At 65.1% G+C, this 26,849-nt stretch carries 21 protein-coding genes; 1 reads left to right on the top strand and 20 read right to left on the bottom strand.

Features of this window, described 5'->3' with window-relative positions:
- Window positions 1–3: 3 nt before the first annotated feature.
- The 4 genes from cobA to nirB all read right to left on the bottom strand — a co-directional run bounded on the left by cobA (window position 4) and on the right by nirB (window position 6,535).
- Window positions 4–741, bottom strand: coding sequence for a uroporphyrinogen-III C-methyltransferase (gene cobA, locus MST27_RS21375; protein ID WP_243607902.1), 738 nt, complete (start codon window positions 739–741; stop codon window positions 4–6).
- A gap of 75 nt (window positions 742–816) precedes the next feature.
- Window positions 817–3,513, bottom strand: coding sequence for a nitrate reductase (locus MST27_RS21370; protein WP_243607901.1), 2,697 nt, complete (start codon window positions 3,511–3,513; stop codon window positions 817–819).
- Between the two features lie 35 nt (window positions 3,514–3,548).
- The gene (gene nirD, locus MST27_RS21365; RefSeq protein WP_243607900.1) at window positions 3,549–3,875 is read right to left on the bottom strand and encodes a nitrite reductase small subunit NirD; all 327 of its coding nucleotides are present in this window, start codon (window positions 3,873–3,875) and stop codon (window positions 3,549–3,551) included.
- Window positions 3,876–4,084: 209 nt separating this feature from the next.
- Window positions 4,085–6,535 (bottom strand): nitrite reductase large subunit NirB, encoded by a 2,451-nt coding sequence (gene nirB, locus MST27_RS21360; protein ID WP_243607899.1) that lies wholly within the window; start codon window positions 6,533–6,535, stop codon window positions 4,085–4,087.
- 481 nt (window positions 6,536–7,016) lie between these two features.
- Here nirB and MST27_RS21355 point away from each other — a divergent pair, with 481 nt between their 5' ends.
- Window positions 7,017–7,328 carry a class I SAM-dependent methyltransferase gene (locus MST27_RS21355; RefSeq protein ID WP_243607898.1) on the top strand — a complete coding sequence of 104 codons (312 nt, stop codon included), beginning with the start codon at window positions 7,017–7,019 and terminating at the stop codon, window positions 7,326–7,328.
- Window positions 7,329–7,335: 7 nt separating this feature from the next.
- Here MST27_RS21355 and MST27_RS21350 read toward each other — a convergent pair whose 3' ends face one another.
- The 16 genes from MST27_RS21350 to MST27_RS21275 all read right to left on the bottom strand — a co-directional run bounded on the left by MST27_RS21350 (window position 7,336) and on the right by MST27_RS21275 (window position 26,657).
- Window positions 7,336–9,009, bottom strand: coding sequence for a bifunctional protein-serine/threonine kinase/phosphatase (locus MST27_RS21350; protein WP_243607897.1), 1,674 nt, complete (start codon window positions 9,007–9,009; stop codon window positions 7,336–7,338).
- 74 nt (window positions 9,010–9,083) lie between these two features.
- Window positions 9,084–10,295, bottom strand: a complete 1,212-nt coding sequence (locus MST27_RS21345) for a nitrate/nitrite transporter (RefSeq protein WP_243607896.1) — start codon at window positions 10,293–10,295, stop codon at window positions 9,084–9,086.
- A 336-nt stretch (window positions 10,296–10,631) separates the two neighbouring features.
- The gene (locus tag MST27_RS21340) at window positions 10,632–11,075 is read right to left on the bottom strand and encodes a thioesterase family protein (protein WP_243607895.1); all 444 of its coding nucleotides are present in this window, start codon (window positions 11,073–11,075) and stop codon (window positions 10,632–10,634) included.
- Between the two features lie 139 nt (window positions 11,076–11,214).
- Entirely contained in the window at window positions 11,215–11,910 is a 696-nt protein-coding gene (locus tag MST27_RS21335) for a hypothetical protein (protein WP_243607894.1), read from the bottom strand.
- 2 nt (window positions 11,911–11,912) lie between these two features.
- Window positions 11,913–13,019 carry a methyl-accepting chemotaxis protein gene (locus MST27_RS22825; protein ID WP_243607893.1) on the bottom strand — a complete coding sequence of 369 codons (1,107 nt, stop codon included), beginning with the start codon at window positions 13,017–13,019 and terminating at the stop codon, window positions 11,913–11,915.
- Window positions 13,020–13,039: 20 nt separating this feature from the next.
- Window positions 13,040–13,834 carry an ABC transporter ATP-binding protein gene (locus tag MST27_RS21325; protein ID WP_243607892.1) on the bottom strand — a complete coding sequence of 265 codons (795 nt, stop codon included), beginning with the start codon at window positions 13,832–13,834 and terminating at the stop codon, window positions 13,040–13,042.
- A 10-nt stretch (window positions 13,835–13,844) separates the two neighbouring features.
- Window positions 13,845–14,834, bottom strand: coding sequence for an ABC transporter permease (locus tag MST27_RS21320; protein ID WP_338052466.1), 990 nt, complete (start codon window positions 14,832–14,834; stop codon window positions 13,845–13,847).
- Window positions 14,835–14,881: 47 nt separating this feature from the next.
- Window positions 14,882–16,255: a CmpA/NrtA family ABC transporter substrate-binding protein gene (locus MST27_RS21315; protein ID WP_243607890.1), complete on the bottom strand. Its 1,374-nt coding sequence runs from the start codon at window positions 16,253–16,255 to the stop codon at window positions 14,882–14,884.
- A gap of 1,693 nt (window positions 16,256–17,948) precedes the next feature.
- Window positions 17,949–18,527 carry an ANTAR domain-containing response regulator gene (locus MST27_RS21310; protein ID WP_243607889.1) on the bottom strand — a complete coding sequence of 193 codons (579 nt, stop codon included), beginning with the start codon at window positions 18,525–18,527 and terminating at the stop codon, window positions 17,949–17,951.
- Window positions 18,528–18,538: 11 nt separating this feature from the next.
- Window positions 18,539–19,762: a CmpA/NrtA family ABC transporter substrate-binding protein gene (locus MST27_RS21305; RefSeq protein WP_243607888.1), complete on the bottom strand. Its 1,224-nt coding sequence runs from the start codon at window positions 19,760–19,762 to the stop codon at window positions 18,539–18,541.
- A 106-nt stretch (window positions 19,763–19,868) separates the two neighbouring features.
- Window positions 19,869–21,491, bottom strand: coding sequence for a BatD family protein (locus tag MST27_RS21300; RefSeq protein WP_243607887.1), 1,623 nt, complete (start codon window positions 21,489–21,491; stop codon window positions 19,869–19,871).
- The gene (locus MST27_RS21295) at window positions 21,488–23,215 is read right to left on the bottom strand and encodes a VWA domain-containing protein (RefSeq protein ID WP_243607886.1); all 1,728 of its coding nucleotides are present in this window, start codon (window positions 23,213–23,215) and stop codon (window positions 21,488–21,490) included. The genes MST27_RS21300 and MST27_RS21295 overlap by 4 nt, the downstream gene beginning before the upstream one ends.
- Window positions 23,212–24,228, bottom strand: a complete 1,017-nt coding sequence (locus tag MST27_RS21290; protein ID WP_243607885.1) for a VWA domain-containing protein — start codon at window positions 24,226–24,228, stop codon at window positions 23,212–23,214. The genes MST27_RS21295 and MST27_RS21290 overlap by 4 nt, the downstream gene beginning before the upstream one ends.
- A complete protein-coding gene (locus tag MST27_RS21285) occupies window positions 24,221–24,715 on the bottom strand; it encodes a DUF4381 domain-containing protein (protein ID WP_243607884.1) in 495 nt (164 codons plus the stop codon). Before MST27_RS21285 ends, MST27_RS21290 begins: the two co-directional genes overlap by 8 nt.
- On the bottom strand, window positions 24,712–25,698 hold the full coding sequence (locus MST27_RS21280; protein ID WP_243607883.1) for a DUF58 domain-containing protein: 987 nt from the start codon (window positions 25,696–25,698) through the stop codon (window positions 24,712–24,714). Before MST27_RS21280 ends, MST27_RS21285 begins: the two co-directional genes overlap by 4 nt.
- Entirely contained in the window at window positions 25,698–26,657 is a 960-nt protein-coding gene (locus MST27_RS21275) for an AAA family ATPase (protein WP_243607882.1), read from the bottom strand. The genes MST27_RS21280 and MST27_RS21275 overlap by 1 nt, the downstream gene beginning before the upstream one ends.
- Window positions 26,658–26,849: the final 192 nt, after the last annotated feature.

Here is a 26,849-nt window from a genome sequence, read left to right as displayed (position 1 = left end):
TACTCAGGCGATCTGGCTCAAGACCTGAGTGACTGCTTGCGCGGCGACTTCGCCGATGACCAGAATCGCTGGGCTCTTGAGCTGAAAGGTGGTGGCATCCGTACACATCGCGCCTAGGTGCGAGCGGCATTCGCGTTGCTGCGGCAGCGAGGCATTCTCGATCATGGCCACCGGCGTCGTCGCCGGCAGGCCGCCTTCAAGCAGTCCGGCCTGGACCTGCTGCAGGCTGCTCACGCCCATGTAGACCACGAGGGTGGTCCCGGTCTTCGCCAGCGCATGCCATTCGGGGCTGCTGCCGTCCAGGGTGTGTGCCGTTACCAGCGTGACGCCTCGGGCGACGCCGCGCTGAGTCAGCGAGATGCCGCACTGGGTCGCACCGGCGAGGCCGGCGGTGATGCCATTGACCAGCTCGACCTCGATGCCCCGTTCGGCGAGCCACTCGGCTTCTTCGCCGCCGCGGCCGAAGATGCACGGATCACCCCCTTTGAGCCGCACCACGCATTTGCCCTGGCGCGCATAGCGCAGCATCAGCCGATGGATGAACGCCTGCGGCGTGGAGCGGCAGCCGCCGCGCTTGCCTACCGGGATGACCTGTGCGCTCGGGCAGTGCTCGAGCACGGCGGGGTTGACCAGATCGTCGATCAGCACCACCTGGGCCTCGCCCATGGCGCGCACGGCCTTGAGTGTCAGCAGTTCCGGGTCCCCCGGGCCTGCGCCGACCAGCCAGACTTTTGCGCTCATGTTGCTACCTCTCATGCTGCTGTAATCGTCTCGGCGACACGCCATGCATCGCCAGTTGTTGCCATCGTCAGCCGTTCAGGCCACCGCCGGCTGCTTCGTCAGCAACCGCTTGATCTCCGGAACGCAGGATCCACAGCTGGTGCCACAACCCAGCTCGCGCTTCAAACCATTGAGGTCGAGGCCTCGCTCGATACCGGCGCAGACTGCTTCCTGGCTGACATTCATGCAGTTGCACAGCGTCTTGCCCGTGCGGACCGCGCCACCGGGCGGCGTGCTCAGCGGTGCCAATAGCCAGCGGCGCAGCGCCTGGTCAGCCGTGCCGTCGTGCCAGAGCTGCTTCAGCCAGTCGCGTGCCGCGGTTTCGCCGGACAGGCTGAGGGCGACGATGCGACCCTCTTCGATACGCACCCGCTTGCCCACAGCTCGTCGCGGATCGTCGTAAGCCACGACCGGGCCTTCATCCAGTCCCAGGCACTGTTCGATCTGCGCCAGTTGCGTGGCATCCGGTGCTTCGTTACAGGCGGCGCGAATGACCAGCGCGGGCCGGTCGCGTCCGGTGAGGCTGAAACTGGCGTAGGCGAAGCCTTCGAACAGCGGACGCAGGGACTCGAAACGCTTCTGTACCGCGCCTTCGACCAGGGCGAAGAACTGCCAGGGCAGCTCGACTTTCTCCACGTCGATGCCGGCGTGCTTGAGCTCCGGTTGTTTGGAGAGCGGGTCGACGCTCGGCAGCGTGAGCCGATTGACCCCGAGCCCCTTGAGGAAGCGGTTGCCCCAGTGCATCGGCATGAACGCTTGGCCAGGCGCCAGGCTGTCGTCCTTCTGCACCGGCAGCAACAGCTCGCCCCGACGGCTGCGAACCCTGACCAGTTGGCCATCGAGCAGACGGCGGCGGCGCATATCGTCGGCGTTCATGCTCAGCAACGCCTCCTCGACATGGCCGAACAGGCGCGCGGCAGTGCCGGTGCGGCTCATGCCATGCCAATGATCGCGCAGGCGGCCGGTGTTCAGCGTGAGCGGAAAGCGCGCTTCGCGCTGTTCCTTCGGGGCCTGGTAATGCTCGGCGAGGAAGCGCGCCCGGCCGGTTTCCGTCGGGAACTTGCCGTCGACGTAGAGGCGCGGTGTGCCTTGCTCACGGTCCGCCGGGAAGGGCCACTGCTGCGGGCCGAGACGGTCGATCAGGGCATGGCTCAGGCCGGACAGGTCCAGGTCGCGACCCTGGGTGAGCAGCTTGTATTCGTCGAACAGCGCCGCCGCATCCTCAAACGCGAACAGGCTGGGTTGGCCCGGACGTATCAGCTTCTCCAGCCGGCGGGCGAAATCACAGGTAATCGACCAGTCGGCCCGTGCCTCGCCTGGCGCCGGAATGGCACGGCGCACATGGCTGACGCGGCGTTCGGAGTTGGTGACGGTGCCTTCCTTTTCGCCCCAGCTGGCGGCGGGTAACAAAAGATCGGCATAGCGGCAGGTTTCGGTGGTGGCGAAGGCTTCCTGAACCACCACGAAAGGGCAGGTCGCCAGCGTCTCGTGAATGCTGTGCTGGTCGGGCATGGATTGCGCGGGATTGGTGCAGGCGATCCACAGCGCCTTTACCTTGCCGCCACGGACCGCCTCGAACAGCTCGATGGCGGAGAGGCCGGGTGTGTCGGGCAATGCCGGCACACCCCAATACGCGGCAACTTCGCCGCGGTGTGCGGCGTTGCCGGCCTCGCGATGTCCGGGGAGGAGGTTGGACAGGCTGCCGGTTTCACGGCCGCCCATGGCGTTGGGTTGGCCGGTGAGCGAGAAAGGGCCAGCGCCGGGCTTGCCGATATGCCCGGTGGCCAGATGCAGGTTGATCAGGGCGCTGTTCTTGGCACTACCGGCAGTGGACTGATTCACGCCCATGCACCAGAGCGAAAGGAACCCTTGTGCCGTACCGATCATGCGCGCGCAGCGCTGCAGCTGTTCTATCCCGATTCCGCACAGCTCCGCCACCATGGCCGGGTTGTAGTCGCGCACCGTCCGTTTCAGCTCGTCGAAGCCATCGGTGTGGGCCTCGACGAAGTCGCGGTCGATCCAACCTTCCCAGAGCAGGATGTGCAGGATGCCGTGAAACAGGACGACATCGGTCCCGGGCAGGATCGGCAAATGCAGGTCCGCCAGGTCACAGGTGTCGGTGCGGCGCGGGTCGACGACGATGACCTTCATCTCGGGGCGTTTCGCCTTGGCCTCCTCAAGGCGGCGGAACAGGACCGGATGCGCATAGGCCATGTTACTGCCCACGATCAGCAGGCAGTCACTCAGTTCGATATCTTCGTAACTGCAGGGAGGAGCGTCGGCACCGAGGCTGCGCTTGTAGCCGACCACGGCGGAGGACATGCACAGCCGCGAGTTCGAGTCGATGTTGTTGGTGCCGACCAGCGCCCGGGCGAGCTTGTTGAAGGCGTAGTAGTCCTCGGTTAGCAACTGGCCGGAGATATAGAACGCGACGCTGTCCGGGCCGTGCTCGGCAATGGTGTCGGCGAAGACCTTGGCGGCGTGGTCCAGGGCGCTGTCCCAGCCTGTACGGGCGCGGGCCAGCCCCTTGCCCAGGCGCAGCTCGGGGTACAGGGCGCGGGCGTCAAGGTCGCCCGTGAGGTGCAGGGTCGAACCCTTGCTGCACAGCTTGCCGAAGTTGGCGGGGTGGTTCGGGTCGCCGGCGACATCGAAGATATGCGCACCGTCGTGCTCGATCAGCACGCCGCAGCCCACACCGCAGTAGCAACAGGTCGAGGCGGTTGTCTGGCGCATGCAGTTGTCTCCTGGCCGTTCGTTCATGGGGCGTCTCAGGCGCATTCGGCGGCGTCGTTCAGCGAAAGCAGCACGCGACCGTTCTCGACGCGCGCTTCGTGGCGGTGCGCGCAGCCGACATCGGGCGCGACGGCTTCACCGCTGTCCAGGTTGATCTGCCAGTTATGCAGCGGGCAGGCGACCTGTTTGCCGTAGACGATGCCCTGCGACAGCGGTCCGCCCTTGTGTGGGCAACGATCGTCGAGGGCAAACACCTGATCGTCGGCGGTACGGAACACCGCGATGTCACCCTTCGGGCCGGCGACGACACGTGCGCCGAGGGGGTTGATGTCGTCCAGTGAGCAGATGTCGAACCATTTCATGGCTGTTTTCTCGCAATTCGGTTGATCGAGCGGCTGTTCCATTCGGGCTGTATTCCCTGCGAAATACCGGGCGAATTGGTTCGCCCCTATATGGCCGTGATCTGGTCATGGCATCTTCTGGCAACCACGCCGGAGCGCTTCTGTAGGGGCGAATTCATTCGCCCTTCGTTAGCTCAATTAGGCGAATAAATTCGCCCCAACACGGATCGTTACGCGGGCTCGATCTGAGTCAGCTGGATCGTTTCGTACTCTTTTCTCAGCGATTGCTCGGCGATGGCTCTCTTCCAGCCGTCGCCCTCGAAGCTCAGCGAGAACATCAACCGCTGGGCCAGGGCCTTGCGCCGGGGCTCGTCTTCCAGAACCGCCTTCTTGATGTAGTCCAGGCCGACGCGCTGCAGGTAATGCACGGTGCGTTCGAGGTAGAAGCCCTCCTCGCGGTAGAGCTGCAGAAAGGCGAAGCTGTATTCGGCCACGTCTTCGGCCGTTTGCACCTTGACGAAAAACTCGCCGGCTTCGGTCTTGATGCCGCCGTTGCCCCCGATGTAGAGCTCCCAGCCTGAATCCACACCGATGATGCCGACGTCCTTGATGCCGGATTCGGCGCAGTTGCGTGGGCAGGCCGAGACGGCGAGCTTGACCTTGTGCGGCGAGTACATGCCGAACAGGGCCTTCTCCAGGTCGATGCCCAGTTGGGTCGAATTCTGAGTGCCGAAGCGGCAGAATTCCTTGCCGACGCAGGTCTTGACGGTGCGGATGGACTTGCCGTACGCATGACCGTCCGGCATGGCCAGGTCCTGCCAGACCTTGGGCAGGTCGTCCTTGCGAATGCCGAGCAGATCGATGCGCTGTCCGCCGGTGACCTTGACCATGGGCACCTGATATTTGTCGACGACATCGGCGATGCGGCGCAGCTCGGCCGCATTGGTGACCCCGCCGAACATGCGCGGCACCACCGAGTAGGTGCCGTCTTTCTGGATGTTGGCGTGGGCCCGCTCGTTGATGAAGCGCGACTGCGGGTCGTCCTTCGCCTCGCCCGGCCATGAGGAGATCAGGTAGTAGTTCAAGGCCGGGCGGCAGGTGGCGCAGCCGTTCGGTGTGCGCCATTCCATGAAGGCCATGGCGGCCGGGATGCTGGTCAGGTGGTGGTCGACGATGGCCTTGCGGACCTGGCCATGGTTGAGCTCGCTGCAGCCGCAAATGGCTTTTTCGCTCTTGGGCTTGACGTCTGCGGCGCCGCCGACGGTGCTCATCAGGATCTGCTCCACCAGCCCGGCGCAGGAGCCGCACGAACTGGCGGCTTTGGTGTGCTTTTTCACGTCATCCACGGAGAACAGGCCGTGTTCCTGAATCGCCTTGACGATGGTGCCCTTGCAGACGCCATTGCAGCCGCAGACCTCCATGTCGTCGGCCATGGCCATGGCCTTGTTCTGGCCCTGGTGGCCGGTGTCGCCAATGGCGCCTTCGCCGAACATGAGGTGATCGCGGATTTCGCTGATGTTGTGGCCTTCGCGTACCTGGCGGAAATACCAGCCACCATCGGCGGTGTCGCCGTAGAGGCAGGCACCGACGAGAACGTCGTCCTTGATCACCAGCTTCTTGTATACGCCGCCGATGGGATCGGAGAGGGTGATCGTCTCGGTACCTTCGCCGCCCAGGAAATCGCCGGCAGAGAACAGGTCGATACCGGTGACCTTGAGCTTGGTCGAGGTCACCGAACCCAGGTATCGGGAGAAGCCGAGCATGGCCAGGTGGTTGGCGCAGACCTTGGCCTGTTCGAACAGCGGCGCGACCAGGCCATAGGCCGTGCCACGGTGGTTGGCGCATTCGCCTACTGCGTAGATGCGCGGATCGTAGGTCTGCAAGGTGTCGTTGACCAGAATGCCGCGGTTGCACGGTAGTCCGGCCTTCTCCGCCAGCTCGCTGTTGGGTCGGATACCGGCTGCCATGACCACCAGATCGGCATCGATCATCTCGCCATCGGCGAAGCGCACGGCCTTGACCCTTCCTTCGTCGTTGCCGATCAGTTCGGCCGTCTGCTTCTTCATCTTGAAGGTCAGGCCGCGCTCTTCCAGCGCCCCCTGCAGCAGGGCGCCGGCGGTCTTGTCGAGCTGGCGCTCCATCGGCCATTCGCCGATGTGCACCACGGTCACCTCCATGCCGCGTACCTTCAGGCCATTGGCAGCCTCCAGCCCGAGCAACCCGCCGCCGATGACCACCGCGTGTTTGTGAGTTCGGGCCGCTTCCATCATTGCTTCGGTGTTGGCAATGTCTCGATAGCCGATGACGCCGTCCAGGTCGTTGCCAGGAATCGGCAGGATGAAGGGCTTCGAGCCGGTGGCGATGAGCAGGCGGTCGTATTCGGCCTCGGTGCCATCCGCGGCGATAACGCGACGTTTGACCCGGTCGATCTCGACGACCTTGCGGTTCAGGAGCAGGTTGATGCCGTGTTCGGCGTACCAGTCGAGGTCGTTGAGTACGATTTCCTCGAAGGTCTGTTCGCCCGCCAGCACCGGGGAGAGCAGGATGCGGTTGTAGTTCGGATGGGGTTCAGCGCCGAATACCGTAATGTCGTAGAACTCCGGGGCGAGCTTGAGCAGCTCCTCGAGGGTGCGTACCCCGGCCATGCCATTGCCGATCATCACCAGTCTGAGTTTCTTCATGCCGTTCTCCGCGCCGGGCCAGGTCCTGTCACCGCCTGGCCATGCTTCTGAATCCAACAACGAAAAAAGGCGTCCCACCGGTTACCCGGTGAGGACGCCTTTGTCCTTGCCTTCCGTATTCGGAGCCCGACCCTCCACGTTGAAGGTCCGGCTTGATGTGCGCAATGCAATGCAGAGGCTGTGCCAAGCTGCCGACGGGCCCATTTCATGCGGTCTCGGCCTGAATCACCTTCCCTGGGCGTGCCTTGTTCTGCACTCATATGAAGCGCGTCGCGCACCGCTGGTGCAGTCGCGAGCCGGTTCGGCGGTAACTGGGCGTTGACAGCCGCCGTGCGGCTTTTTATCGTTTCGCCCCATGCGCCGATTTAGTCAGCTACTTGCGGGGCGCCGGGAGCCGAAGGCTTCGAAATACCGCTAAAGCGCTGGTTCGGTGTCGCCTCCCACCGCTGCCCAGCGGAATCCTCGAGGCGGGATCCTTCCCATGACTGCATTGCAACGCGCTCCTCTACGCCTGGCCCCGATCACCAGTGGGCTGGTTCGCAGCAATCCGAAAATCCTGCTTGCCGGCAATCACCAGCCGTCGCTGTTGCGTTATCTGGACGGCTGGTCGCGGCGTGGCTGCAAGCCGCGGGCTTTCCTCGTCCAGTTCACGGGGGCGGACGAATCGCTGAAGCATTTCGCCTCGAATAGCTTCGACCTCGCGGTGGTTCAGGCCCCCTCTCGTGAACATCTCGAGGCGTGCGTGCAGGAACTGACGCGGGTGGCGCGGCAGGGGTTGATCGTACGCCGCTGAGTGCGCCTCAACCGCCCTTGGCGAGCCAGACCAGCAGTCCCAGGTTCAGCAACAGCGAGCACAGTGCCAGTGCGCGCCAGACCTTCAAGGGTTCGCGCTCGAGCAATGGTCGCGGCGGCGCATGGCTGGCCAGCCGCTCACCCTGTTCAAGCGCCAGCAACCACTCCTCTGCGGTTTCGAAGCGCTGCTGGGGGTCGACCGCGACGGCTCGCCTGAGCAGTTCATCCAGCCATTGCGGCAGGTCGGGCCGATAGCGGCTGGCCGGCACGGCATTGCCGAAGCGCGGTCGCTGGAAGGCTTCGACCTCGCCGTAGGGGAAATGGCCGCTGAGCAGGTAATAGAGCGTGACGGCGGCGGCGTAGAGGTCCTGCTCCCGGCTTGGCGCAGCGCCGGCGAACGCCTCGGGTGCAATGTAACTGGGCGTGCCGGGCAGGTTGTGCGGCAAGTCCTGGGACAGCCCGGGGCAATAGGCCAGGCCGAAGTCGAGCAGGCGCAGCTCGCCGTCCTCATCCAGATGCAGGTTCTCCGGCTTGATGTCGCGGTGCAGGATATTGCGCCGATGCAGCATGCCAAGGGCGCGGATCAGGCGCGGCGCCAGTTCCATCCAGCCCGCCAGGGGCATCGGCCCCTGGCGGGTGAACCGCTCGGCGAGGGTTTCGCCGCGGTACTCACGTTGCACGTAGTACAGGTGCTGGCGCTGAGGCAGCCCATGAACTTCGGGAAAGGCGCGGCCAGCGACGCGCCGCAGGAACCATTCTTCCTGAAGGAGCGCCGGGCCGGCTTCCGGCTCGTCATGACGGCTTGGCGGCAGGGTTTTCAGCAGCCAGCGTTGGGCATGTGCGTCGATGACGCGATACAGCATCGATTGCCGCGACTCGGCCAGCACGGCCTCGACGGTCCAGCCTTCGAAGACCTGTCCGGGGCGTAGGCGCGGGGGCAACGGCCAATCGGCGAGCTGCGCGAGCGAGTCGGCCAAGGCCGCTTCGGGCAACGCCTCGACCCGCAGCAGCAGGGCGCTGGCATTGTCCTGGCTGCCGGTCTGGTGCGCGAGGTTGACCAGCGCACGCGCAGCGTTCGGCAGGTCCGGCTCGGCGCGCAGGATGTTCTGGATATCCCCCTCGGTGATGCTCGCCCAGACGCCGTCGCTGAGCAGCAGAAAGCACTCGCCCAGGCGAAGCTCGCCGTCGAGGTAGTCGACCACCAGATGTTGGTCCAGCCCCATGGCGCGCTTGAGCACGTGCTGCATGTTCGGCTGTTCCCAGACGTGATCCTCGCTCAGCCGTTGCAGCACGCCATCGAACCACCGATACGCGCGGCAATCACCGACATGAGCGAGCGTGAAGCGACGGCCACGCAACACCAGCGCGGAGAGGGTCGTCAGCAGCGGCTGGCCACCACCATTGGCCTGCAACCATCGGTTGTGTGCGACCAGCAGCCGGTCCAGCGATTGCGCCACCGTCCAGGTTTCGGGCGTGGCGTAGTAATCGGTCGCCAGAGCCTGCAAGGTCGCGCGTGCGGCGAGACCGCCATCGGCGCACTGACTGACCCCATCGGCAATGGCGAACAAGGCGCCCTTGCTCGCCATCAGCCCCGCCGTTGGTGTGACGATCCGCAGTGCATCCTGGTTTTCGTCACGCGGCCCGGTGGCGGAGGCCTCACCGAAGGAAAGGGTTAGGGGCATGGCACCGGTCCTTGAGGTCGCAGGCCATGCTCTGGGGCATGAATCTGCACCTTGGCTTTGGCTTGTAGCGGCTCTCAAACCCTGGCCGCCGTCATGGCCGCCGAGCCCCAGGTCGTTCTCCAGCGGCGCTTGACGCCCTGCAGCCCGAACCAGGCCAGTGCGCCGAGACTGGCGAACAGCCAGAGGCCTATCTGGTAGTCGCCGGTGGCCTGCTTGACCGCGCCGAGGCCGGCCGTGAGGAGGAAGCCGCCGATCCCGCCGGCCATCCCGACCAGGCCGGTCATGACGCCGATCTCCTTGTTGAAGCGCTGAGGCACCAGCTGGAATACCGCGCCATTACCCGCGCCGAGGCTGAGCATCGCCACCACGAATAGCGCCAGAGCGGCGGTCGAACTCGGCAGGTTGAAGCCGATCACGAAAAGGCAGATGGCCGCGACCGTGTACATCACCAACAGGGAACGGATGCCGCCGATGCGGTCGGCCAACGCACCGCCGAGGGGGCGCAGCAAACTACCGGCGAATACACAGGCCGCGGTGTAGTAACCGGCCTTGACCGGGTCGAAGGCGTATTGGTCATGAAAGTATCCGGGCAGGGTACTGGCCAGGCCGAGGAAGCCACCGAAGGTCACGCTGTAGAAGAACATGAACCACCAGCTGTCGCGATCGCCCAAGGCCTTCATGTAGTCGGCAAAGGATTTCGGGGCGGGGCGGTTGGGGGCGTTCCTGGCGAAACTGGCGAAGATGATCAGCGTGAGTACCAGCGGGATCAGCGCCAGGCCGAAGACGTTGGTCCAGCCGAACATCGTCGCCAGAACGGGCGCGAAAAGGGCCGCGAAGACCGTTCCGGAGTTGCCCGCACCGGCGATGCCCATGGCCTTGCCCTGATGCTGCGGCGGATACCACTGCGAGGCGAGCGGCAGCGCGACGGCAAAGGACGCGCCCGCCATGCCGAGGAACAGGCCCAGCAGCAGCGCTTGCTCGTAGCTGTGGATGCCGTTCAGCCAGGCGATGAAGAGCGCCGCGATCACCACGATCTGCCCGAACAGGCCGGCGGTTTTTGGCGAGGTCCGGTCGGCGAGCATGCCCAGCGCCAGGCGTAGCACGGCGCCGGAGAGGATGGGCGTCGCCACCATGAAGGCGCGTTGCTGGGTGGTCAAGCCGAGGTCGGCGGCTATCTGCACGCCCATCGGGCCGAGCACGTACCAGACCATGAAACTCAGGTCGAAGTAGAGAAAGGCGGAGAAGAGTGTCGGCGTGTGGCCGGCTTTCCAGAAACTCGTATTCATCGAACACCTCACTAGACAAGTTGTACCGGCGCGCCTCGTGGCTGCCGGGGAATGCCGCGCTGCCGGACGGCAGCAGAATCCGTGCGGGAATGCCCGCGCCCCTGCTCGTTGGGGCCAAACGAAAAAGGCGCCGCGAACCACCGTCTGTCTCGACGGGGCAACGCGACGCCTTTGTCATGTCTGTGAGTAACCGCCTTTGGCTACTTGCCGTTGCAGCAAGCAGAAGATGTGCCAACCGCAAGGACCGGGCGGCATGGGGCCTTTGGAGCCGGGCTACGGCTGGATGTGCTCAATGCGCGCGCAGCGGTGGTGCGTCGTGCATTGAAGTGGGGCGTGTCAGGCGATGCGATTGACCTTGGGGAACTTCGCCGCGAACTCGGCCGGCATCGGCACGACCCGGGTTTCAAGGTGGTTGTAAAAGACGAAACCGGACTTGGCCATGGCGATCAGCGTGCCGTCGGCCGGGCGGGTGATGCGAAAGGTGATGTCGCCACCGTACTTGTTGAAATCCATGACGCCGACTTCGAACAACAGCACGTCCCGAGCGTGAGCTTCGGCCTTGTAGGTGGTGGCCAGGTCCGTAACGATGATGCCGCTGCCATCCTGGCGAGACTCGGCGATGCCATAGGCGAACAGGAAACGTGCCCGGGCTTCGGAAATCATCGAGATCATCGAGTCGTTCGCCAGGTGGTTGGCGGCGTTGATGTCGGTGATACGTACCGTCAGTTGCGTGGTGAAACAGAACTGGTCTTCGGGAAACTGCAGGGACAGGCGGGCCATGAAGGTCTCGTTTGGCTGGAAACAGGGGGCCGGCGTCGATCACCGGTTTGCCGGCCGCGCGCGGACGCCCATTCTACGTGCCGGCCCTCGACGGCCAAGCAGGATTCAGCACCTTGATGACCCCGTGCGAACCGAGGTTTCAGGCGATGCTGTGGCGGATGCCTTGCAGGCGTTCGTCGATGATCGGGGTGATCAGCGCGTAGCACTCGGCCGGCGCCAGGCTGACGCGTGGCGCGTCGATCAGGTTGCGTTGCAGGTGCTCGACGAGCTTGGTCAGAGTATTGCCGCCGATTGGGTCGGCGAGGCGCTGGCACAGGTAGCGCATCTGCACCTGCATATCCAGCGGGCAGGTTTCGAAGTTGGCTGCGCGCACCGCCAGGCCGCGCAGCCGGCCGAGGTCTTCCAGTGCGCGGCAGGCGTCGCACAGGCCGGTCACTTGCGGGTTGCCCTGATAGGCCAGGCGCAACTCGAGCACGTGGATGCTTTCGAGCAATTGCTCGATAAGGATGCAGTGTGGCTCGAATTCGGTCGGGTTCTGGCGGATCTGTTGCCAGAGGGCGCGCATGGCGGGGCGGTTCTCCTCGCCTTGCCAGTCCTGCCAGAGTCGGTCGATGCGGTTGGCGACGTCCAGGCGCTGGGCGACGGCCGCCGCGTCACGCTGGCCGCCCAGGCCGCGGTGCTTCTGCACGAACTGCAGCACCTCGAGCGCCATTCGCAGGGCCTGGATGTCCTTGGCGCTGATCCGCTTGCGGTGCCGATCGGCGGCGACGCGGCTGAGGTGGTTGCCGAACAACACCAGGCAGGCGGCCAGGGTCAGGGCGATCGATACTTCCATGGTCAGGCTTCCGTACGGCTGAGACGGGTGAGATAGAGGGTGAGGCTGTGCAGCTGAGCGGCCTGGGCGCGCTGCTGTTGCACGCCGAATTCGACGCGCTCGAGCTGCTCGCGCAGCAGGCTGTTGCCCTGACGTTGCTGCGCCAGAGCGGCATGCAGCTGGTCGAGCTCGGCGAGGCTGTGCTGGCTGCGGCGGGCCAGCTGGTCCAGTTCCGCCGCGAGTGCGCTGCTCTGCTCGACACTCTCCTCGAGCAGGTGCCGGTGCTGGCCGACTTCGGCCTCGACACGGCGCACCGCGTGGTCGGTGGCGGCGACCACGGCGGTGATGTCCTGTGCGGCGCGGTCGCTGGTCAACGCCAGCTGGCGTACCTCGTCGGCCACCACCGCGAAGCCGCGGCCATGCTCGCCGGCTCGTGCCGCCTCGATGGACGCATTGAGGGCCAGCAGTTGCGTCTGCTTGGCAACGGTCTGGATGCTCAACGCCGCCTGGCCCACGGCGGCGGTGTCCTGCAGCAGTTGGCCGACGGCGTCGGAGGTGCGCTGCATGCTTTCTCGTACGGCCGCCATACGCGTGCTGACGGACAGTGCGCTGTCGCGGCCGGCCTGGCTCTCGCGGTGGGTTTCGGCGAACGCCTGCATGGCCTGCTGGCCGAGGGTACTGACGCGTTCGAGATGGTGGTTCGATTCCTCGCTGGCCCGGTTGATCGCCAGCACCCGCTCGCTTTGTTCCTGACTGCCATGCTCGGCCGCGCCGGCCATGCGTTCCAGGGCATCGCTGGCGAATTGCACCTCACTGCGCAGGCGTTCGCCGCGCAAGGCGTGCGCGGCAAAGGCGGCGACCAGATCTTCGGCGGGGCCATCCAGCCCTTGCTGCCGGCCGAGCAAGGCCAGCAGGTGATCGCTGTGGCGCTGCCGGGCGCGGCGCCGGCGTTGCAGGCCGAGCTGCAGACCCGCGGCCAGGCAGCCAAGCGCGAGGCCGAGGATCTGTTGCTGCCAGAGCGCGGCGATGCAGGCGCAGGACCAGGCTCCGAGCAGCAGCCAGTCCAGTCGAGGGGCTCGCGGGCGGTCGGCGGCCCGCTTGGCCGGCGCCGAATTCAGTGCACTGTCCATGTCGTGTCCTCTCGATCCATTCAGGCAGCAGGCCGCTGCTGGCGCTGGTAGAGAAATTCCAGCACCTGCGCGCGGCAGGCGTGATAGCCGGCGTCATGGGCCAGCGCCATGCGATCCCGCGGGCGTGGCAGGTCGACGCGCAGGATGTCGCCGATGGTCGCGGACGGCCCGTTGGTCATCATCACGATGCGGTCCGAGAGCAGCACGGCTTCGTCGACATCGTGGGTGATCATGATCACCGTGTTGCCGAGGTCGGCGTGGATCTGCATCAGCGAGTCCTGCAGGTGCGCGCGGGTCAGCGCATCGAGCGCGCCGAAGGGCTCGTCCATCAGCAGCACCTTGGGTTGCATGGCCAGCGCGCGGGCGATGCCGATGCGCTGTTTCATCCCGCCGGAGATTTCGCTGGGGCGTTTGTGGCGCGCGTGGGTCATGTGCACCAGCTCGAGGTTGTGCTCGATCCAGTCGCGCATCTCCCGTTTGCTCTTCTGACCCTTGAAAACTTCCCGCACCGCCAGCTCGACGTTCTCGTAACAGCTGAGCCAGGGCAGCAGGCTGTGGTTCTGGAACACCACCGCGCGCTCCGGGCCCGGTTCGTTGACTTCGCGACCGTCGAGGATGACGCCGCCGGTGGTGGCCTGGTAAAGCCCGGCGACAATGTTGAGCACCGTGGACTTGCCGCACCCGGAATGGCCGATCAGCGAGACGAACTCGCCCTTGGCGATGCGCAGGTTGACGTTCTGCAGCGCGCAGTAGAGCCCCTTGTCCGTGGGAAAGCTGATGCCGACGCCGGTGAGTTCGAGATGGGTAGGGTTCATCGTTATTTCCTCAGCGCAGGTCTGCGTTCTTGTCCCAGCTCACGCGGCGCTGGAGCATCAGCATGATGCGATCCAGGGCGAAGCCGATCAGGCCGATGACGATCACCGCGACCATGATCCGGCCGAGCGAGTTGGAGCTGCCGTTCTGGAACTCGTCCCAGATGAACTTCCCGAGGCCCGGGTTCTGCGCCAGCATCTCGGCGGCGATCAGCACCATCCAGCCGGTCGCCAGCGACAGTCGCAGGCCGGTGAAGATCATCGGAATGGCAGCCGGCAGGACGATGCGGCGCACATGGCTGAGCGGCGACAGGCGCAGCACGCGGCTGACGTTGGTCAGGTCCTTGTCCAGATTGGCCACGCCAACGGTGGTGTTGATGACCGTGGGCCAGAGGCAGCACAGCGCGACGGTCAACGCTGAGGTGACGAAGGACTTGGCGAACAGCGGGTCCTCGCTGACATAGACGGCGCTGACCACCATGGTGACCAGCGGCAGCCAGGCGAGTGGTGAGACCGGCTTGAACACCTGGATCAAGGGGTTGATGGCGTTGTACACCGGCTTGCTCAGGCCGCAGACGATGCCCAGCGGCACGGCGATCAGCGAGGCGAGGGCGAAGCCGGCCATCACCGTGTACAGGCTGGTGAAGATCTGCTCGAAGAAGGTCGGCTTGCCGGTGTAAGGGCGAATCTTGACGGTGGCATCGGGGTTCTTCGCCAGCGTCGCGGCGTTGCGTTCTTCCTGGCGCTGGTAGAAGGCGGCGGCCTTTTCCCGCGACTGGATGTGCGCATCGACCAGCCCGTTGAATTGCTCGGCCACCTGGCTCGGACCGGGGAACTGGCCGAGGCTGGTCTGGATGTTGCTCGCCACCAGCTGCCAGAACAGCAGGAAGGCGAGCACGCCGACGACCGGCATGATGACCCGGGCGAGCCAGCGCTTGAGGCGGACCTGACGGGCCACCTCGAGGGTTTGTTTGATGTTTTGCACGACGGCTGGATTGCTCATCGACATGTCCTCCTGGGTTGGGAGGCCTGCGCCTCCCATGCGCGGGATCAGAGCGTGGTATCGCCTTTCAGGCCGATCGCGAACTGTTCGAGGTAAGCGTTGGGCGCGTGGCCGTCGTAGGTGATGCCGTCGATGGTGTCGGCCAGCGGTTCGCGGATGCCGTCTTCGTCGGCGGGCGGTACGTCTTCGGCGCTGAGCAGGCCGTCGGCGATCAGCTCTTCGGCGGCCTGGCGGTAGATTTCCGGGCGGTAGACGCGCTTGGCGGTTTCCAGGTACCAGCTGTCCGGCTTGGCTTCAGCGATCTGGCCCCAGCGGCGCATTTGCGTCAGGTACCAGATGGCGTCGGAGTAGTAAGGGTAGGTGGCGTGGTAGCGGAAGAAGACGTTGAAATCCGGTACTTCGCGCTTGTCGCCCTTTTCGAATTCGAAGGTGCCGGTCATCGAGTTCGCGATGACCTTGGCATCGGCGCCGACGTATTCCGGCCGCGAGAGGATTCCCACGGCTTCCTGGCGGTTGGCGTTGTTGTCTTCATCGAGCCACTTGCCAGCGCGGATCAGCGCCTTGACCAGCCGCTTGTGGGTCTCCGGGTTCGCTTCGGCCCAGGCCTTGGAAACGCCGAAGACCTTTTCCGACATGTTCTTGCGGATCGCGTAGTCGGCCACCACCGGCACGCCGATGCCCTTGAACACCGCCTGCTGGTTCCAGGGCTCGCCGACGCTGTAGCCATGGATGGTGCCGGCTTCCATGGTCGAAGGCATCTGCGGCGGCGGGGTGACCGAGAGCAATGCCTGTGCGTCGATCTGGCCGCTGATGTCGCCCTTGGTGGGCGCGTAATAGCCCGGATGGATGCCACCGGCTGCGAGCCAGTAGCGCAGCTCGTAGTTGTGAGTCGAGACGGGGAACACCATGCCCAGATTGAACGGCTTGCCGCTGGCCTGGAACTGTTCGATAACCGGCTTGAGCGCGTCGGCCTTGATCGGGTGCACGGGCTTGCCATCGGCCATCGGCACCTGGGGCTTCATTTGTTCCCAGACGGCGTTGGACAGGGTGATGGCGTTGCCGTTTAGGTCCATGGTGAATGCGGTGATGATCTCGGCCTTGGTGCCGAAGCCGATGGTCGCTCCGATCGGCTGGCCGGAGAGCATGTGCGCCCCGTCCAGCTCGCCGTCGATGACACGGTCCAGCAGTACCTTCCAGTTGGCCTGGGCTTCGAGGGTGACGTACAGGCCTTCGTCCTCGAAGAAGCCCTTCTCGTAGGCGATCGCCAATGGCGCCATGTCGGTGAGCTTGATGAAGCCTAGTTTGAGTTCTTCTTTTTCAGGTTCGGCAGCCCAGGCGGCCAGCGGTGCGAGCTGCAGCAGGGCGGAGCAGCCGACACCGGTCAGCAGCGTTTTGAGCAACGTACGGCGGGTCTTGCGCATGATTCATCCCTCAATCGCGAAACGAAAAAAGGCGTCACGGACGCACCCTCTGCAAGCGCAGAGCGAGCACCGTTGACGCCTTTGTCAATTCGTCCCGATCACCGCCGTTGGCGACCCGAAGACGTGGTATCGGTGTGTTTGCAAGGGGCTTGCCAGAATCGTTATGGGGTGTGGTTTTGGCGAAAAAACGCTTTCAAAACAGAGGATTGAAGATGGTTCGGTGTGGATGGCCGGCCGGCTATTGAGCCGGTGGGCGAGACGCGAGGGGCGAAGTTCGTGCAGCGCGCAGGCGTGCGGCGCGTTTTTGGTTCATGGCGAAGCGACATCAGACGGCGCCCATGCGGGCGTTGGGGTGATTGATTCGTTCATGGCGCGGGTGGCGGGCGAACAAGTTCGCCCCTACAAAGGTGCTGTGTGGTGTAGGGGCGAATTCATTCGCCCATGGTGCGGTGGGGTGGGCGAACAAGTTCGCCCCTACAAAGGTGCTGTGGGGTGTAGGGGCGAATTCATTCGCCCATGGTGCGGTGGGGTGGGCGAACAAGTTCGCCCCTACAAAGGTGCTGTGGGGTGTAGGGGCGAATTCATTCGCCCATGGTGCGGTGGGGTGGGCGAACAAGTTCGCCCCTACAAGCGTGCTGTGCGGTGTGGGGGCGAATTCATTCGCCCATGGTGCGGTGGGGTGGGCGAACAAGTTCGCCCCTACAAGCGTGCGGTGCGGTGTGGGGGCGAATTCATTCGCCCATGGAGCGGTTGGGTGGGCGAACAAGTAAGCCCCTACAAAGATGCCGTGCGGTGTAGGGGCGAATTTATTCGCCCCTGGTGCGGTTGGGTGGGCGAACAAGTTTGCCCCTACAAAGATGCCGTGCGGTGTAGGGGCGAATTTATTCGCCCCTGGTGCGGTTGGGTGGGCGAACACGTTCGCCCATACAAAAGGAGCCGTGCGGTGTAGGGGCGAATTTATTCGCCCAGGGTGCGGTGGGGTGGGCGAACAAGTTCGCCCCTACAAGCGTGCTGTGCGGTGTGGGGGCGAAGTCATTCGCCCATGGTGCGGTGGGGGGGGCGAACAAGTTCGCCCCTACAAGGGTGCCGTGCNTTGGGTGGGCGAACAAGTTCGCCCCTACAAGCGTGCTGTGCGGTGTGGGGGCGAATTCATTCGCCCATGGTGCGGTTGGGTGGGCGAACAAGTTTGCCCCTACAAAGATGCCGTGCGGTGTAGGGGCGAATTTATTCGCCCATGGTGCGGTTGGGTGGGCGAACAAGTTCGCCCCTACAAGGGTGCCGTGCGGTGTAGGGGCGAATTCATTCGCCCGTGGTGCGGTTGGGTGGGCGAACACGTTCGCCCATACAAAAGGTGCCGTGCGGTGTAGGGGCGAATTTATTCGCCCATGCCGCGGTTGGGTGGGCGACCAAGTTCGCCCCTACAAGGGTGCCGTGCGGGGTAGGGGCGAATTCATTCGCCCGTGGTGCGGTGGGGTGGGCGAACACGTTCGCCCATACAAACGGTGCCGTGCGGTGTAGGGGCGAATTTATTCGCCCATGCCGCGGTTGGGGGGGCGAACAAGTTCGCCCCTACAAGGGTGCTGTGCGATGTAGGGGCGAATTTATTCGCCCATGCCGCGGTTGGGTGGGCGAACAAGTTCGCCCCTACAAGGGTGCCGTGCGATGTAGGGGCGAATTTATTCGCCCATGCGGCTCACTGTCCCAGCAGATCGCTCATGGCGATGATCTGCTCGGCAACCTGGATCAGCTTCTGCTGGCGGCTCATGGCCTGGCGGCGCATGAGGGTGTAGGCCTCTTCCTCATTGCAGCTGCGCATTTTCATCAGCATGCCCTTGGCCAGTTCGATGCGCTTGCGTTCGAGCAATTGCTGATCGCGCGCCTGGAGCTGGGCGCGGATGGCCTGGTCACTCTCGAAGCGGGCCATGGCGACATCGAGGATGGGTTTCAGGCGTTGGGCCTGAATGCCTTCGACGATATAGGCGCTAACGCCGGCGCGGATCGCCTGGCGCATGGCGTCGGGGTTGCTGTCGTCGGTGAACATGACGATGGGGCGGGGCTGGTCGCGGCTGACCATCACAACCTGTTCCATCACATCCCGTCCCGGGGAGTCGGTATCAATGAGCACTACATCCGGCCGAACGGCTTCGACCCGCTCCGGCAGGTCGATGGTCAGGCCGGATTCCTCGATGACCTCGAACCCAGCCTCGATCAGCGCGGCCCGCAGGCGGCCCACCTTGCGCGGTGTGTCGTCGATGAGAAGGACGCGAAGCATGGCAGTTTCCCTCAGCAAGGCTCTGGGTAGGCGACATGATCGGCCAGTGCGTGCAGCGCGAAGCTGCGTGCATAGCCGGCGGGGTCGCTGCCATCCCAGCGGCTGCCGTCCATCAGCAGCGCGCTACGCATCGTGGAGTCGGGCACCGGAATGGCCAGCGCCGCCGCGGCGTCTCGATAGAGGCTGGTCTGCTGCACGCGCTGTGCAACGGCGAGGTAGTCGGGATCTTCCCGCAGCAGCCCCCAGCGGCGCAGCTGGGTCATGAACCAGAGGCCGTCGGAGTGGTAGGGCATGTTCACCTCTCCGTTGCCGAAGAAACGCAGCGGATGCATGTCCAGCCAGGCGTGGCCGAGGCCGTCCTCGTACTGGCCGAGGAAACGCGGCTCGATAGCGGACAGGGGCGCGTTGACGTACTCCTGCCCTGCGATCAGCTGAGCGGTGCTACGGCGGTTTTCCTGACTTTCGTCAATGAAGCGACTGGCTTCGAGGATCGCCATGACCAGCGCGCGCGCGGTGTTGGGGTACTGCTCGACAAAGGCGCGGGTGCAGCCGAGCACCTTCTCGGGGTGGTCCGGCCAGATCGACTGGCTGGTGGCCAGCGTGAAGCCCATGTCTTCCTGGATCGCCTGCGCACCCCAGGGTTCGCCCGCACAGAAGCCGTCGATCCGCCGTGCCCGCAGATGGGCGACCATCTGCGACGGCGGCACCACGAGGGTGCGCACGTCCCTGAGCGGGTGGATACCGTAGGCAGCCAACCAATAGTAGAGCCAGAGTGCATGGGTGCCAGTCGGGAAGGTCTGCGCCAGGGTCAGCTTTGCACCGCTTTGGCGCACGCAGGTTCCGAGTGCTTCTGGATCGGTCACGCCGGCGGCCTTGAGCGTACTGGACAGGCTGATGCTCTGGCCGTTCTGCGCCAGGCCCATGAGCACCGCCATATCTACCGGTGCGCTGCCGCCAATGCCCAGATGCACGGCGTAGATCAGGCCATACAGGCCATGCGCGGCATCCAGTTCGCCCTCGATCAGCTTGTCGCGAATGTTCGACCAGGAGGTCTGCCGATGCAGGTTCAACGTCAGGCCGTAGGGCTGGGCGAAGCCCTGGGTGGCGGCAACAATCAGTGAGGCGGCATCCGTGAGGGCCATGAACCCGAGGTTGACGACGTGCTTTTCGGGCGCGTCGCTGCCTGCGACCCAGGCATGCGGATCGGGTCGGGGAGCGGTCTGTGGTTCGGTCATGGAAATGCTGCCTTGTCTTGCGGCGTGCGCGGGCTGGCGCCCGCCGCACGCGTCCTGTCGATGAGGCTGACGAAGCAAGCCACATGCCAGGGCGCAACGGGTCGGGTCAGCGCGGGTAGAGCGGCGGCAGCGGGGCGGTGTCCTGCTGGGTTTCCTCAGTCTGCCGGGGCGGAAGGTTCTGGATGGCCTGCCAGAGCGCCTCGCCTTGCCAACGCTGTCCCGTCTCGCTGTAGAGCGCGCCGTTGAGCCCATCGAGTGCATCGGACAAGGGCACGAAACGGGCCGCCATGTCGGCGAGGGTCTCGGGTTGCTGGCGGGCCCAGGCGTCGAGCGCATGGCGGGTCGCTTGTGTGTCGTTGGCCAGGCAGGCGCGCTTGAGGTCTTCGAGCAGCGAGCGAGGTGTCGGTCCGGCCTGGGCGGTACGTGTTACGGCCGGCTGGCGGCGGGCACGCAGCCACAGACCGAAGCCCAGAACGGTGGTCAGGGCGAAGAGGGCGCTGCTTGCCTGCCAGGGCCAGAGAAGCCGTTGCGATGCGCCGTCCATGGGTGGCTCGATCTCGATAGCAGGTTGCTGCAACTCAGGGTTGTCGGCGATCTGCAATGGGCGCTCGGGCAGCGCCGTGCGCTCCAGGCGATCCTCCCGGGTGTTCCACCAGACCAGCTCCACGGCCGGCAGGACGAAATCGCCGGTGCGGGTAGCAACAAGCGCTTCACGCTGCTCACGGCTGCCGGTGATGCCTGAGGCGCCGATCTCGTCGTTGAGACTCGGCTGGTCCGGATAGCCACGCAAACCGCTGACCTTGGGCACGTCGATCGGCGGCAGTTGGGAACTGGAAAGCCCTTCGGCTTTGACCAGCAGGCTACGGGTCAACGCCTCGCCAAGCTGCGCATCGCCCGGATCCGGGTTCCAGGCCTCGACCAGCGTGAGGCTGCTCGCCGGTAGCCAGGCGGCGTCTGCGGGATAGCCATCAGGCTTGGGCCTGACCTGTAGCGGGATGGTCGGCGACTTGACCTGCGTCGAGCGGCCGAAACGCGAGCCAAAGTAGTCGCCACCGGCCGGGGCGACGGTGGTCGCACTGAACAGTTGAGCCGGGATGGTGAGTTCCCCGCTCTTCTGCGGGAAAAGCGCATAGCGCACCTCGATGACGCCATGGCGAATGCCGTTGATGTCCTTTTCATAGGTCTTGGGATCACCAAGGCGTTCAACCAGGGCATCGGGCATCTGCAGCGGCGACAAGGTGCTGTCGTCATACAGCGAGACCGAATGATAAATGCGCAAGGTCAGCACCACCTGGGCCTGAACGTAGACGCTGTCCTGGTCAAGGCTGGCATCGATGAAGATGGGGGCGAGCTGCCCGCCGTCGTTCTCTCCGGGTTCGCTGACATGCAGCGTAATGGGCTCGCTGCGCCAGTCACCCAGTTGAAGCGGCGGGATGATCACGTAGCCGGCCTGCCGTGGCTGCAGCGTGACCTGCCACTGGGTGATGGCCCGTGCTTCGCCACTCGTGCCGGCCAATTTGTTCGACTGACGTGTGCCGAATACCTTGAACAGGCTGTGCAGCGGTTGCAGGTCCGGCTTGCCGAAGACGGTCGCATCGGCCGTCTCGAGCGTCAGTTCGACCGTCTCGTCCAGGCTCAGCTGGGTCCGATCGACCCGTGCGGTCAAGCCTGTCGCCTGGGCCGAGAGGCTTGTCAGCAGAAGCAGTGCCAGCAGGGTTGCACGTATCATCGATCCAGCTCCTGGCGCTTACGTTGCTCGTAGAGAAATTTGCGGCGGAGCAACTCGCCGGGGTTGTCGGGAATCTTGCGCAGCCATTGATTCATGGCCTGGTCCTCTTCGGGGCTCAAGGGCGCCTGCCCGTTCTCTGCCATCGCTGGCTGTTGTTCGTCCTGCCTGGCGTCGTCTACCGTCGCGTCGGTGGGCTCCGCGGAAGGAGGGGGCGGTTCCTGTTCATCGGTCCCCTCGTTGCCGGGGTCGCCCTCTGGGGCGGCTCGCTGCGCGGCCGGCTGCTCGGTCTGGCGCTCGTCCGGCGCGGTCGCCTCGGGGTCGGCATCGGGCGACGCTTGATCGTCATCGGCCTGCGAGGCCTGGCTACGCTCGCGCAATGCCTGCTCCACCAGGGCCCGGTTGCGACGTGCCGACTCAAGGTCGGGGTCGAGTTCCAGCGCCTGATCGTAGGCTTCGATCGCCTCGTTCAGCTGGTCATTGGCGGCCAGGGCATTGCCACGATTGTAATGATCTTCGGCTCGATCCCCATGCGAAAAGCTGTCCACCGCACCGGCGTAGTCGCCTGCCAGGAAACGGGCGAACCCCTGCCAGCGAGGGTCTTCGAAACGCTCCGCCGCTTCGGCCGGTCGCTGCGATTCGAGTAGACGCTCGCCCTGCTGGTCGGGCCGGAGCCACAGATCCTGAAAGGTCACGGCGTAGCCCGGTTGCGGTGTCCAGACGAACAGCGCCAGGCAGAACAGCCAGCCACGGCGCCCGGCGCAGGCCGCGAGCAACAGCAACGGCAACAGCAGCCAGTGTCCCTGGTCCAGCCAGGCGCTCAGACGGAGGCTGTCTTCTTGCGCCCGGACGTTGCCCTGCCTGTCCAGCAGGCCCAGGCCGTGCAGGTCCTGTTCGTCGAGGCGGGCTTGCTGGTAGCGTCCGCCGATGCTCGTGGCGAAGCGACGCATGCCGTTGTTGTCCAATCGGGGGATCAGGATCGCGCCGCGTTCGTCCTTGACGAAGCTGCCATCTTCCCGGGCAATGGGAGCACCCTGTTCCGTGCCGATGCCCAGGATGAGTAGCCGCAACGGGCTGTCTTCAAGTTGTTCGCGGATGCCACTGCGTTCCCGTTCGTCAAGGCTGCTGCCAATCAAGAGCAGGCGACCGCGGCCGTTGGCGCCGTGCTCGAGCAGCTCGATACCCTGCGCCACCGCGAGGTCCGCGCGGTGGCCGGCTTCGGGCATCAGGTCAGGCGTCAGCACTTCGAGCAGGTTGCCTGCGGTCGCCATGTCATTGCTCAAGGGAACCAGCGTATGCGCGCTTCCGGCATACACGACCACGGCGGTCTGGGCATCCTGTCGCGCCTGTAGCAGGTCGATCACCTTGCGTTTGGCCTGCTGAAGGCGAGTCGGGCTGACATCCGACGCCAACATGGTCGGCGTCAGGTCGAGCAGTATCACCAGCGGATCGAGCCGCGACATGCCGGGCTGCTCGGCCTTCTGCCAGCTCGGTCCGAGCAGCGCCAGGCAGGCCAGCAACCAGGCGCAGCCGAGGATCAGCCAGGGCAGGCGGCTGTTGCGCAGCTTGCCACGGGTGAGCAACACGGCATGGAAGTTCGGTGGTAGCAGACGCTGCCAGCGGCCGATACGCCGTTGCCGATGCCAGAGCCGCCAGAGCAGCCAGCTGAGCAAGGGCAGGGCGAGCAGCCAGTACGGACGTAGCAGATGCGGCAGCCAGTCGCTCACGGCCGAGCCCCTTGGTCATGTACGGAACCGGGCCATACAGGCCAGAGCCGCCGCACGACCAGCCATGCGCTGAGCAGAAGAGCCGCCGCCAAGGGCCAGGCATAGAGCGCATCGGCGAGTCGGGCTTGGGTCGGCTGTTGCGCTGCTGGCTCGATGCGGTCGAGCGTGTTGCCGATGGCGCGCAGCTCCTCGCTTGAACGGGCACGGAAGTATTCGCCGCCGGTGATCTCCGCCACCGCGCGCAGCGTGGTTTCGTCAAGGTCGCCCCCGGGATTGAAGCCGAAGCGATCGAGCGTACCGCCCGGCTCGACCTCGGCGCCGATACCCAGGGTATGCACGCGGACCTGCTCGCTGGCGGCCATGCGGGCTGCGAGCAGAGGCTCGACCTCGCCGCCGTTGTTGGCACCGTCGGTGATCAGGATCATCACTCGACTGTCGGCCGGCCGGTCGCGCAGGCGTTTGACGCCGAGCCCGATGGCATCGCCAATCGCGGTGTTGCTGCCGGCGATGCCGATTACCGCCTCGTCGAGCCAGGTGCGCACTGTCTGTCGATCGAAGGTCAATGGAGCCTGCAGGTAGGCCTGGCTGCCAAACAGGATCAGGCCGACCCGGTCGCCGTGGCGTTCGGTGATGAAATCCCCAATCAGATGCTTGACCAGGTCCAGACGGCTGATGTCCTCGCCTTCCCATTGCATGTCTGGGAAGTCCATCGAGCCGGAAACGTCCACCGCCAGCAACAGGTCGCGACCGCTGGTGGGTATTGGCAGCGGCTCGCCGAGCCACTGTGGCCGTGCCGCGGCGCTCAGCAGCAGGAGCCAGATCAGGACATAAGGCAACTGCAGGCGCCAGCCGGGCAGGGACGCGCTCGCTCGACGGCCTGACAGCGCTTCGAGTTCGCCGAGAAAGCTGACCTTCAGCGCGGCATCACCGCTATCGGCAGCCGGGAGCAGCCAGCGCAGCAACCAGGGCAGCGGCAGCAGCAGAAACACCCACGGCCAGGCCAGCTCAAACATGTTTGCGAATCCAGATCTTCACCGACTGCTCGAGCCCTTCGATGGCTTTGTCATCCAGGCGGCACTCGGCGCGGTACAGGCCCTCGACCAGGACCATCCAGCGGGTCAGCCCCGCGGATGGGCAGCGGCTGTCGAGAAACGCCAGCCAGGCTCGGCCGGTCAGTGTGTGCGGGCTGTTATCCGGGTAGCGGGTGCGGCACAGCCGTTTGAGCAGGGCATTGAGTTCCTGCAGCCATTGATTGGCTGGCTGGCCGCCGTACGGCTTGCGTAGTTGGGCCAGCTCGTCGAGGGCGATCTGACGTTGCGGATCGAGCGGGGCTTCGGATGCGGCCTGCGGCTTGCGGGCCAGACGTTGCCATGGACGTGTTCGGACCAGAAGCAGGATGGTCAGTGAAAACGCGGCCAGAAACCACCAGCCGGGTGCTGGCGGCCAGGCGCTGACCGGTGCCGGCTGGATCAGCGGATCCAGCCGTGCCACCAGGCTCATCGAGGCGCTCCCGGACGTGGTGCGCTGAGGTGCTCGCGCAATTGTTCGATCAGATCCCAGTGGGCATCCAGCGGCATTAGCGGTAAGCGAAGTCGATCAGCCAGATGCTGCCAGCGTGCGTGGCGCGCCTCGCCCTGGCGTCGATAGGCCTGGCGCAACGCGGCATCATGCGTGTCCAACTCGAGTCGAGCACCGGCCTGGGCAAAACGCAGCAGGCCAGCCGCCGGCAGCGCACGGTCGAGAGGGTCGTGGACAGGGATCAGCAACAGGTCGACATGCCGCGCGAGCAGGGTCAGTTGCTGTTCCGCGGCGTCCCCGAGGGTGCGCTCGTCGCAGACGATCACCGCGAGGCTGCCGGGGCGCAGCACCTCACGTGCACGCCGCAAGGCCATGCCGAACGCGTCCGGGTCGTACAGCTGGTCAGCCTCCAGATGAGCGTTGGCTCGTGCCAGGCGATCGAGCAATTGCAGCAGGCTTTGCTTGCTGCGGCGTGGCTTGATTTCATGATGATCGCCCCGGCCAAACACCAGGCCGCCGACGCGGTCGTTGTGGCTCAACGCCGCCCAGCCAATCAGGCTTGCGGCCTGGGCCGCGAGCACCGACTTGAACACCGAGCCGCTGCCGAAGAACAGTCGGCTGCTCTGCTCGACGAGGATGTAGATGGGCCTTTCGCGTTCTTCGTGGAACAGCTTGGTGTGCGGCTCCTGAGTGCGCGCCGTGACGCGCCAGTCGATGGTGCGAACGTCGTCACCGGCCTGGTAGATGCGCACCTGGTCGAAGTCGACGCCGCGACCTCGAAGCTTGGAATGGTGCAGGCCGACCAGCGGGCTGCGGCGGTGCGGGGATGAGAACAGCGGGACTTCGCGGATGCGGTGGCGCATGTCGATCAATTCGGCAAGCGAGATGCGAATGCCGGCGTCCGGGCGGTCGGCATCCGGGCCGTGGGTCGCCCGGTCAGGGTGGGCCGAGGGGGCCGGTTGCATCACGCCACCGCGACCACGTCGAGAATGCGTTGAAGTACGCGGTCCTGATCGATGCCGGCCGCTTCGGCCTCGAACGACAGGATCAGGCGGTGACGCAGCACGTCGAAGAACATGGCCTGGATATCTTCCGGGCTGACGAAGTCACGGCCCGCCAGCCAGGCATGCGCACGGGCGCAGCGGTCCAACGAGATCGATCCGCGAGGGCTGGCGCCATAGGCGATCCAGCTGGCCAGCTCGGCGTCGAACTTGGCGGGCGTGCGGGTCGCCATGACCAATTGCACCAAATACTCCTCGACGGCGTCGGCCATGTAGAGGCCGAGGATTTCCTTGCGTGCGGCGAAAATCGCTTGCTGTGACACGCGGTGCTCAGGCTGGGTTTCGCCATGGATGGCTTCGCCGCGGGCCTGCTGAAGGATGCGCCGTTCAACCGAGGCATCGGGGAAACCAAGCTTGACGTGCAGAAGGAAGCGATCGAGCTGCGCCTCGGGCAGCGGATAGGTGCCTTCCTGTTCGATGGGGTTCTGCGTCGCCATGACCAGGAACAGCGGCGACAGGTCATAGGTGCTGCGCCCGACGCTCACCTGGCGTTCGGCCATGGCTTCGAGCAGGGCCGACTGAACCTTCGCCGGCGCACGGTTGATTTCGTCCGCCAGCACCAGGTTGTGAAAGATCGGCCCCTGTTGGAAAACGAAACTGCCGGTTTCAGGGCGATAGATCTCGGTGCCGGTGATATCGGCGGGTAGCAGGTCCGGGGTGAACTGGATGCGATGGAACTCGGCCTCCAGTCCGCCTGCCAATTCCTTGATGGCGCGCGTCTTGGCCAGCCCCGGCGCGCCCTCGACGAGCAGGTGGCCGTCGGCGAGCAGGGCGATGAGCAGGCGCTCGACGAGGCGCTCCTGGCCGAAGATCTGGGAAGAAAGGAACTGTCGCAAGGCGACCAGGGCGTCACGGTGATCCATCGCAGGGCTCTTCTGAAGGGGCGTCGGCTCGGTTGCCCGACGCCCACGACTTTAATTCATTTTGGCAGGCCCCAGCTATGAGCGGCTCGGCAACTCCGAGCGTTCGAGCCGTTCCAGACGACCTTGATTGGGGCGGTTGGCTGCTGCGCGCTTGATGACGATCAGATGCGATCGCGATCGCTTGTCATGGTG

Source organism: Stutzerimonas marianensis, from assembly GCF_022810315.1.
Taxonomy (GTDB): Bacteria; Pseudomonadota; Gammaproteobacteria; order Pseudomonadales; family Pseudomonadaceae; genus Stutzerimonas; species Stutzerimonas marianensis.
Note: the sequence above shows the minus strand (reverse complement) of the source record. Positions and strands in the feature narration are given on the sequence as shown.

Excerpts from the sequence above, each read along its gene's own strand:
- cobA (WP_243607902.1), bottom strand. The coding sequence starts at position 741 with ATGAGCGCAAAAGTCTGGCTGGTCGGCGCAGGCCCGGGGGACCCGGAA.
- MST27_RS21370 (WP_243607901.1), bottom strand. The coding sequence starts at position 3,513 with ATGCGCCAGACAACCGCCTCGACCTGTTGCTACTGCGGTGTGGGCTGC.
- nirD (WP_243607900.1), bottom strand. The coding sequence starts at position 3,875 with ATGAAATGGTTCGACATCTGCTCACTGGACGACATCAACCCCCTCGGC.
- nirB (WP_243607899.1), bottom strand. The coding sequence starts at position 6,535 with ATGAAGAAACTCAGACTGGTGATGATCGGCAATGGCATGGCCGGGGTA.
- MST27_RS21355 (WP_243607898.1), top strand. The coding sequence starts at position 7,017 with ATGACTGCATTGCAACGCGCTCCTCTACGCCTGGCCCCGATCACCAGT.
- MST27_RS21350 (WP_243607897.1), bottom strand. The coding sequence starts at position 9,009 with ATGCCCCTAACCCTTTCCTTCGGTGAGGCCTCCGCCACCGGGCCGCGT.
- MST27_RS21345 (WP_243607896.1), bottom strand. The coding sequence starts at position 10,295 with ATGAATACGAGTTTCTGGAAAGCCGGCCACACGCCGACACTCTTCTCC.
- MST27_RS21340 (WP_243607895.1), bottom strand. The coding sequence starts at position 11,075 with ATGGCCCGCCTGTCCCTGCAGTTTCCCGAAGACCAGTTCTGTTTCACC.
- MST27_RS21335 (WP_243607894.1), bottom strand. The coding sequence starts at position 11,910 with ATGGAAGTATCGATCGCCCTGACCCTGGCCGCCTGCCTGGTGTTGTTC.
- MST27_RS22825 (WP_243607893.1), bottom strand. The coding sequence starts at position 13,019 with ATGGACAGTGCACTGAATTCGGCGCCGGCCAAGCGGGCCGCCGACCGC.
- MST27_RS21325 (WP_243607892.1), bottom strand. The coding sequence starts at position 13,834 with ATGAACCCTACCCATCTCGAACTCACCGGCGTCGGCATCAGCTTTCCC.
- MST27_RS21320 (WP_338052466.1), bottom strand. The coding sequence starts at position 14,834 with ATGAGCAATCCAGCCGTCGTGCAAAACATCAAACAAACCCTCGAGGTG.
- MST27_RS21315 (WP_243607890.1), bottom strand. The coding sequence starts at position 16,255 with ATGCGCAAGACCCGCCGTACGTTGCTCAAAACGCTGCTGACCGGTGTC.
- MST27_RS21310 (WP_243607889.1), bottom strand. The coding sequence starts at position 18,527 with ATGCTTCGCGTCCTTCTCATCGACGACACACCGCGCAAGGTGGGCCGC.
- MST27_RS21305 (WP_243607888.1), bottom strand. The coding sequence starts at position 19,762 with ATGACCGAACCACAGACCGCTCCCCGACCCGATCCGCATGCCTGGGTC.
- MST27_RS21300 (WP_243607887.1), bottom strand. The coding sequence starts at position 21,491 with ATGATACGTGCAACCCTGCTGGCACTGCTTCTGCTGACAAGCCTCTCG.
- MST27_RS21290 (WP_243607885.1), bottom strand. The coding sequence starts at position 24,228 with ATGTTTGAGCTGGCCTGGCCGTGGGTGTTTCTGCTGCTGCCGCTGCCC.
- MST27_RS21285 (WP_243607884.1), bottom strand. The coding sequence starts at position 24,715 with ATGAGCCTGGTGGCACGGCTGGATCCGCTGATCCAGCCGGCACCGGTC.
- MST27_RS21280 (WP_243607883.1), bottom strand. The coding sequence starts at position 25,698 with ATGCAACCGGCCCCCTCGGCCCACCCTGACCGGGCGACCCACGGCCCG.
- MST27_RS21275 (WP_243607882.1), bottom strand. The coding sequence starts at position 26,657 with ATGGATCACCGTGACGCCCTGGTCGCCTTGCGACAGTTCCTTTCTTCC.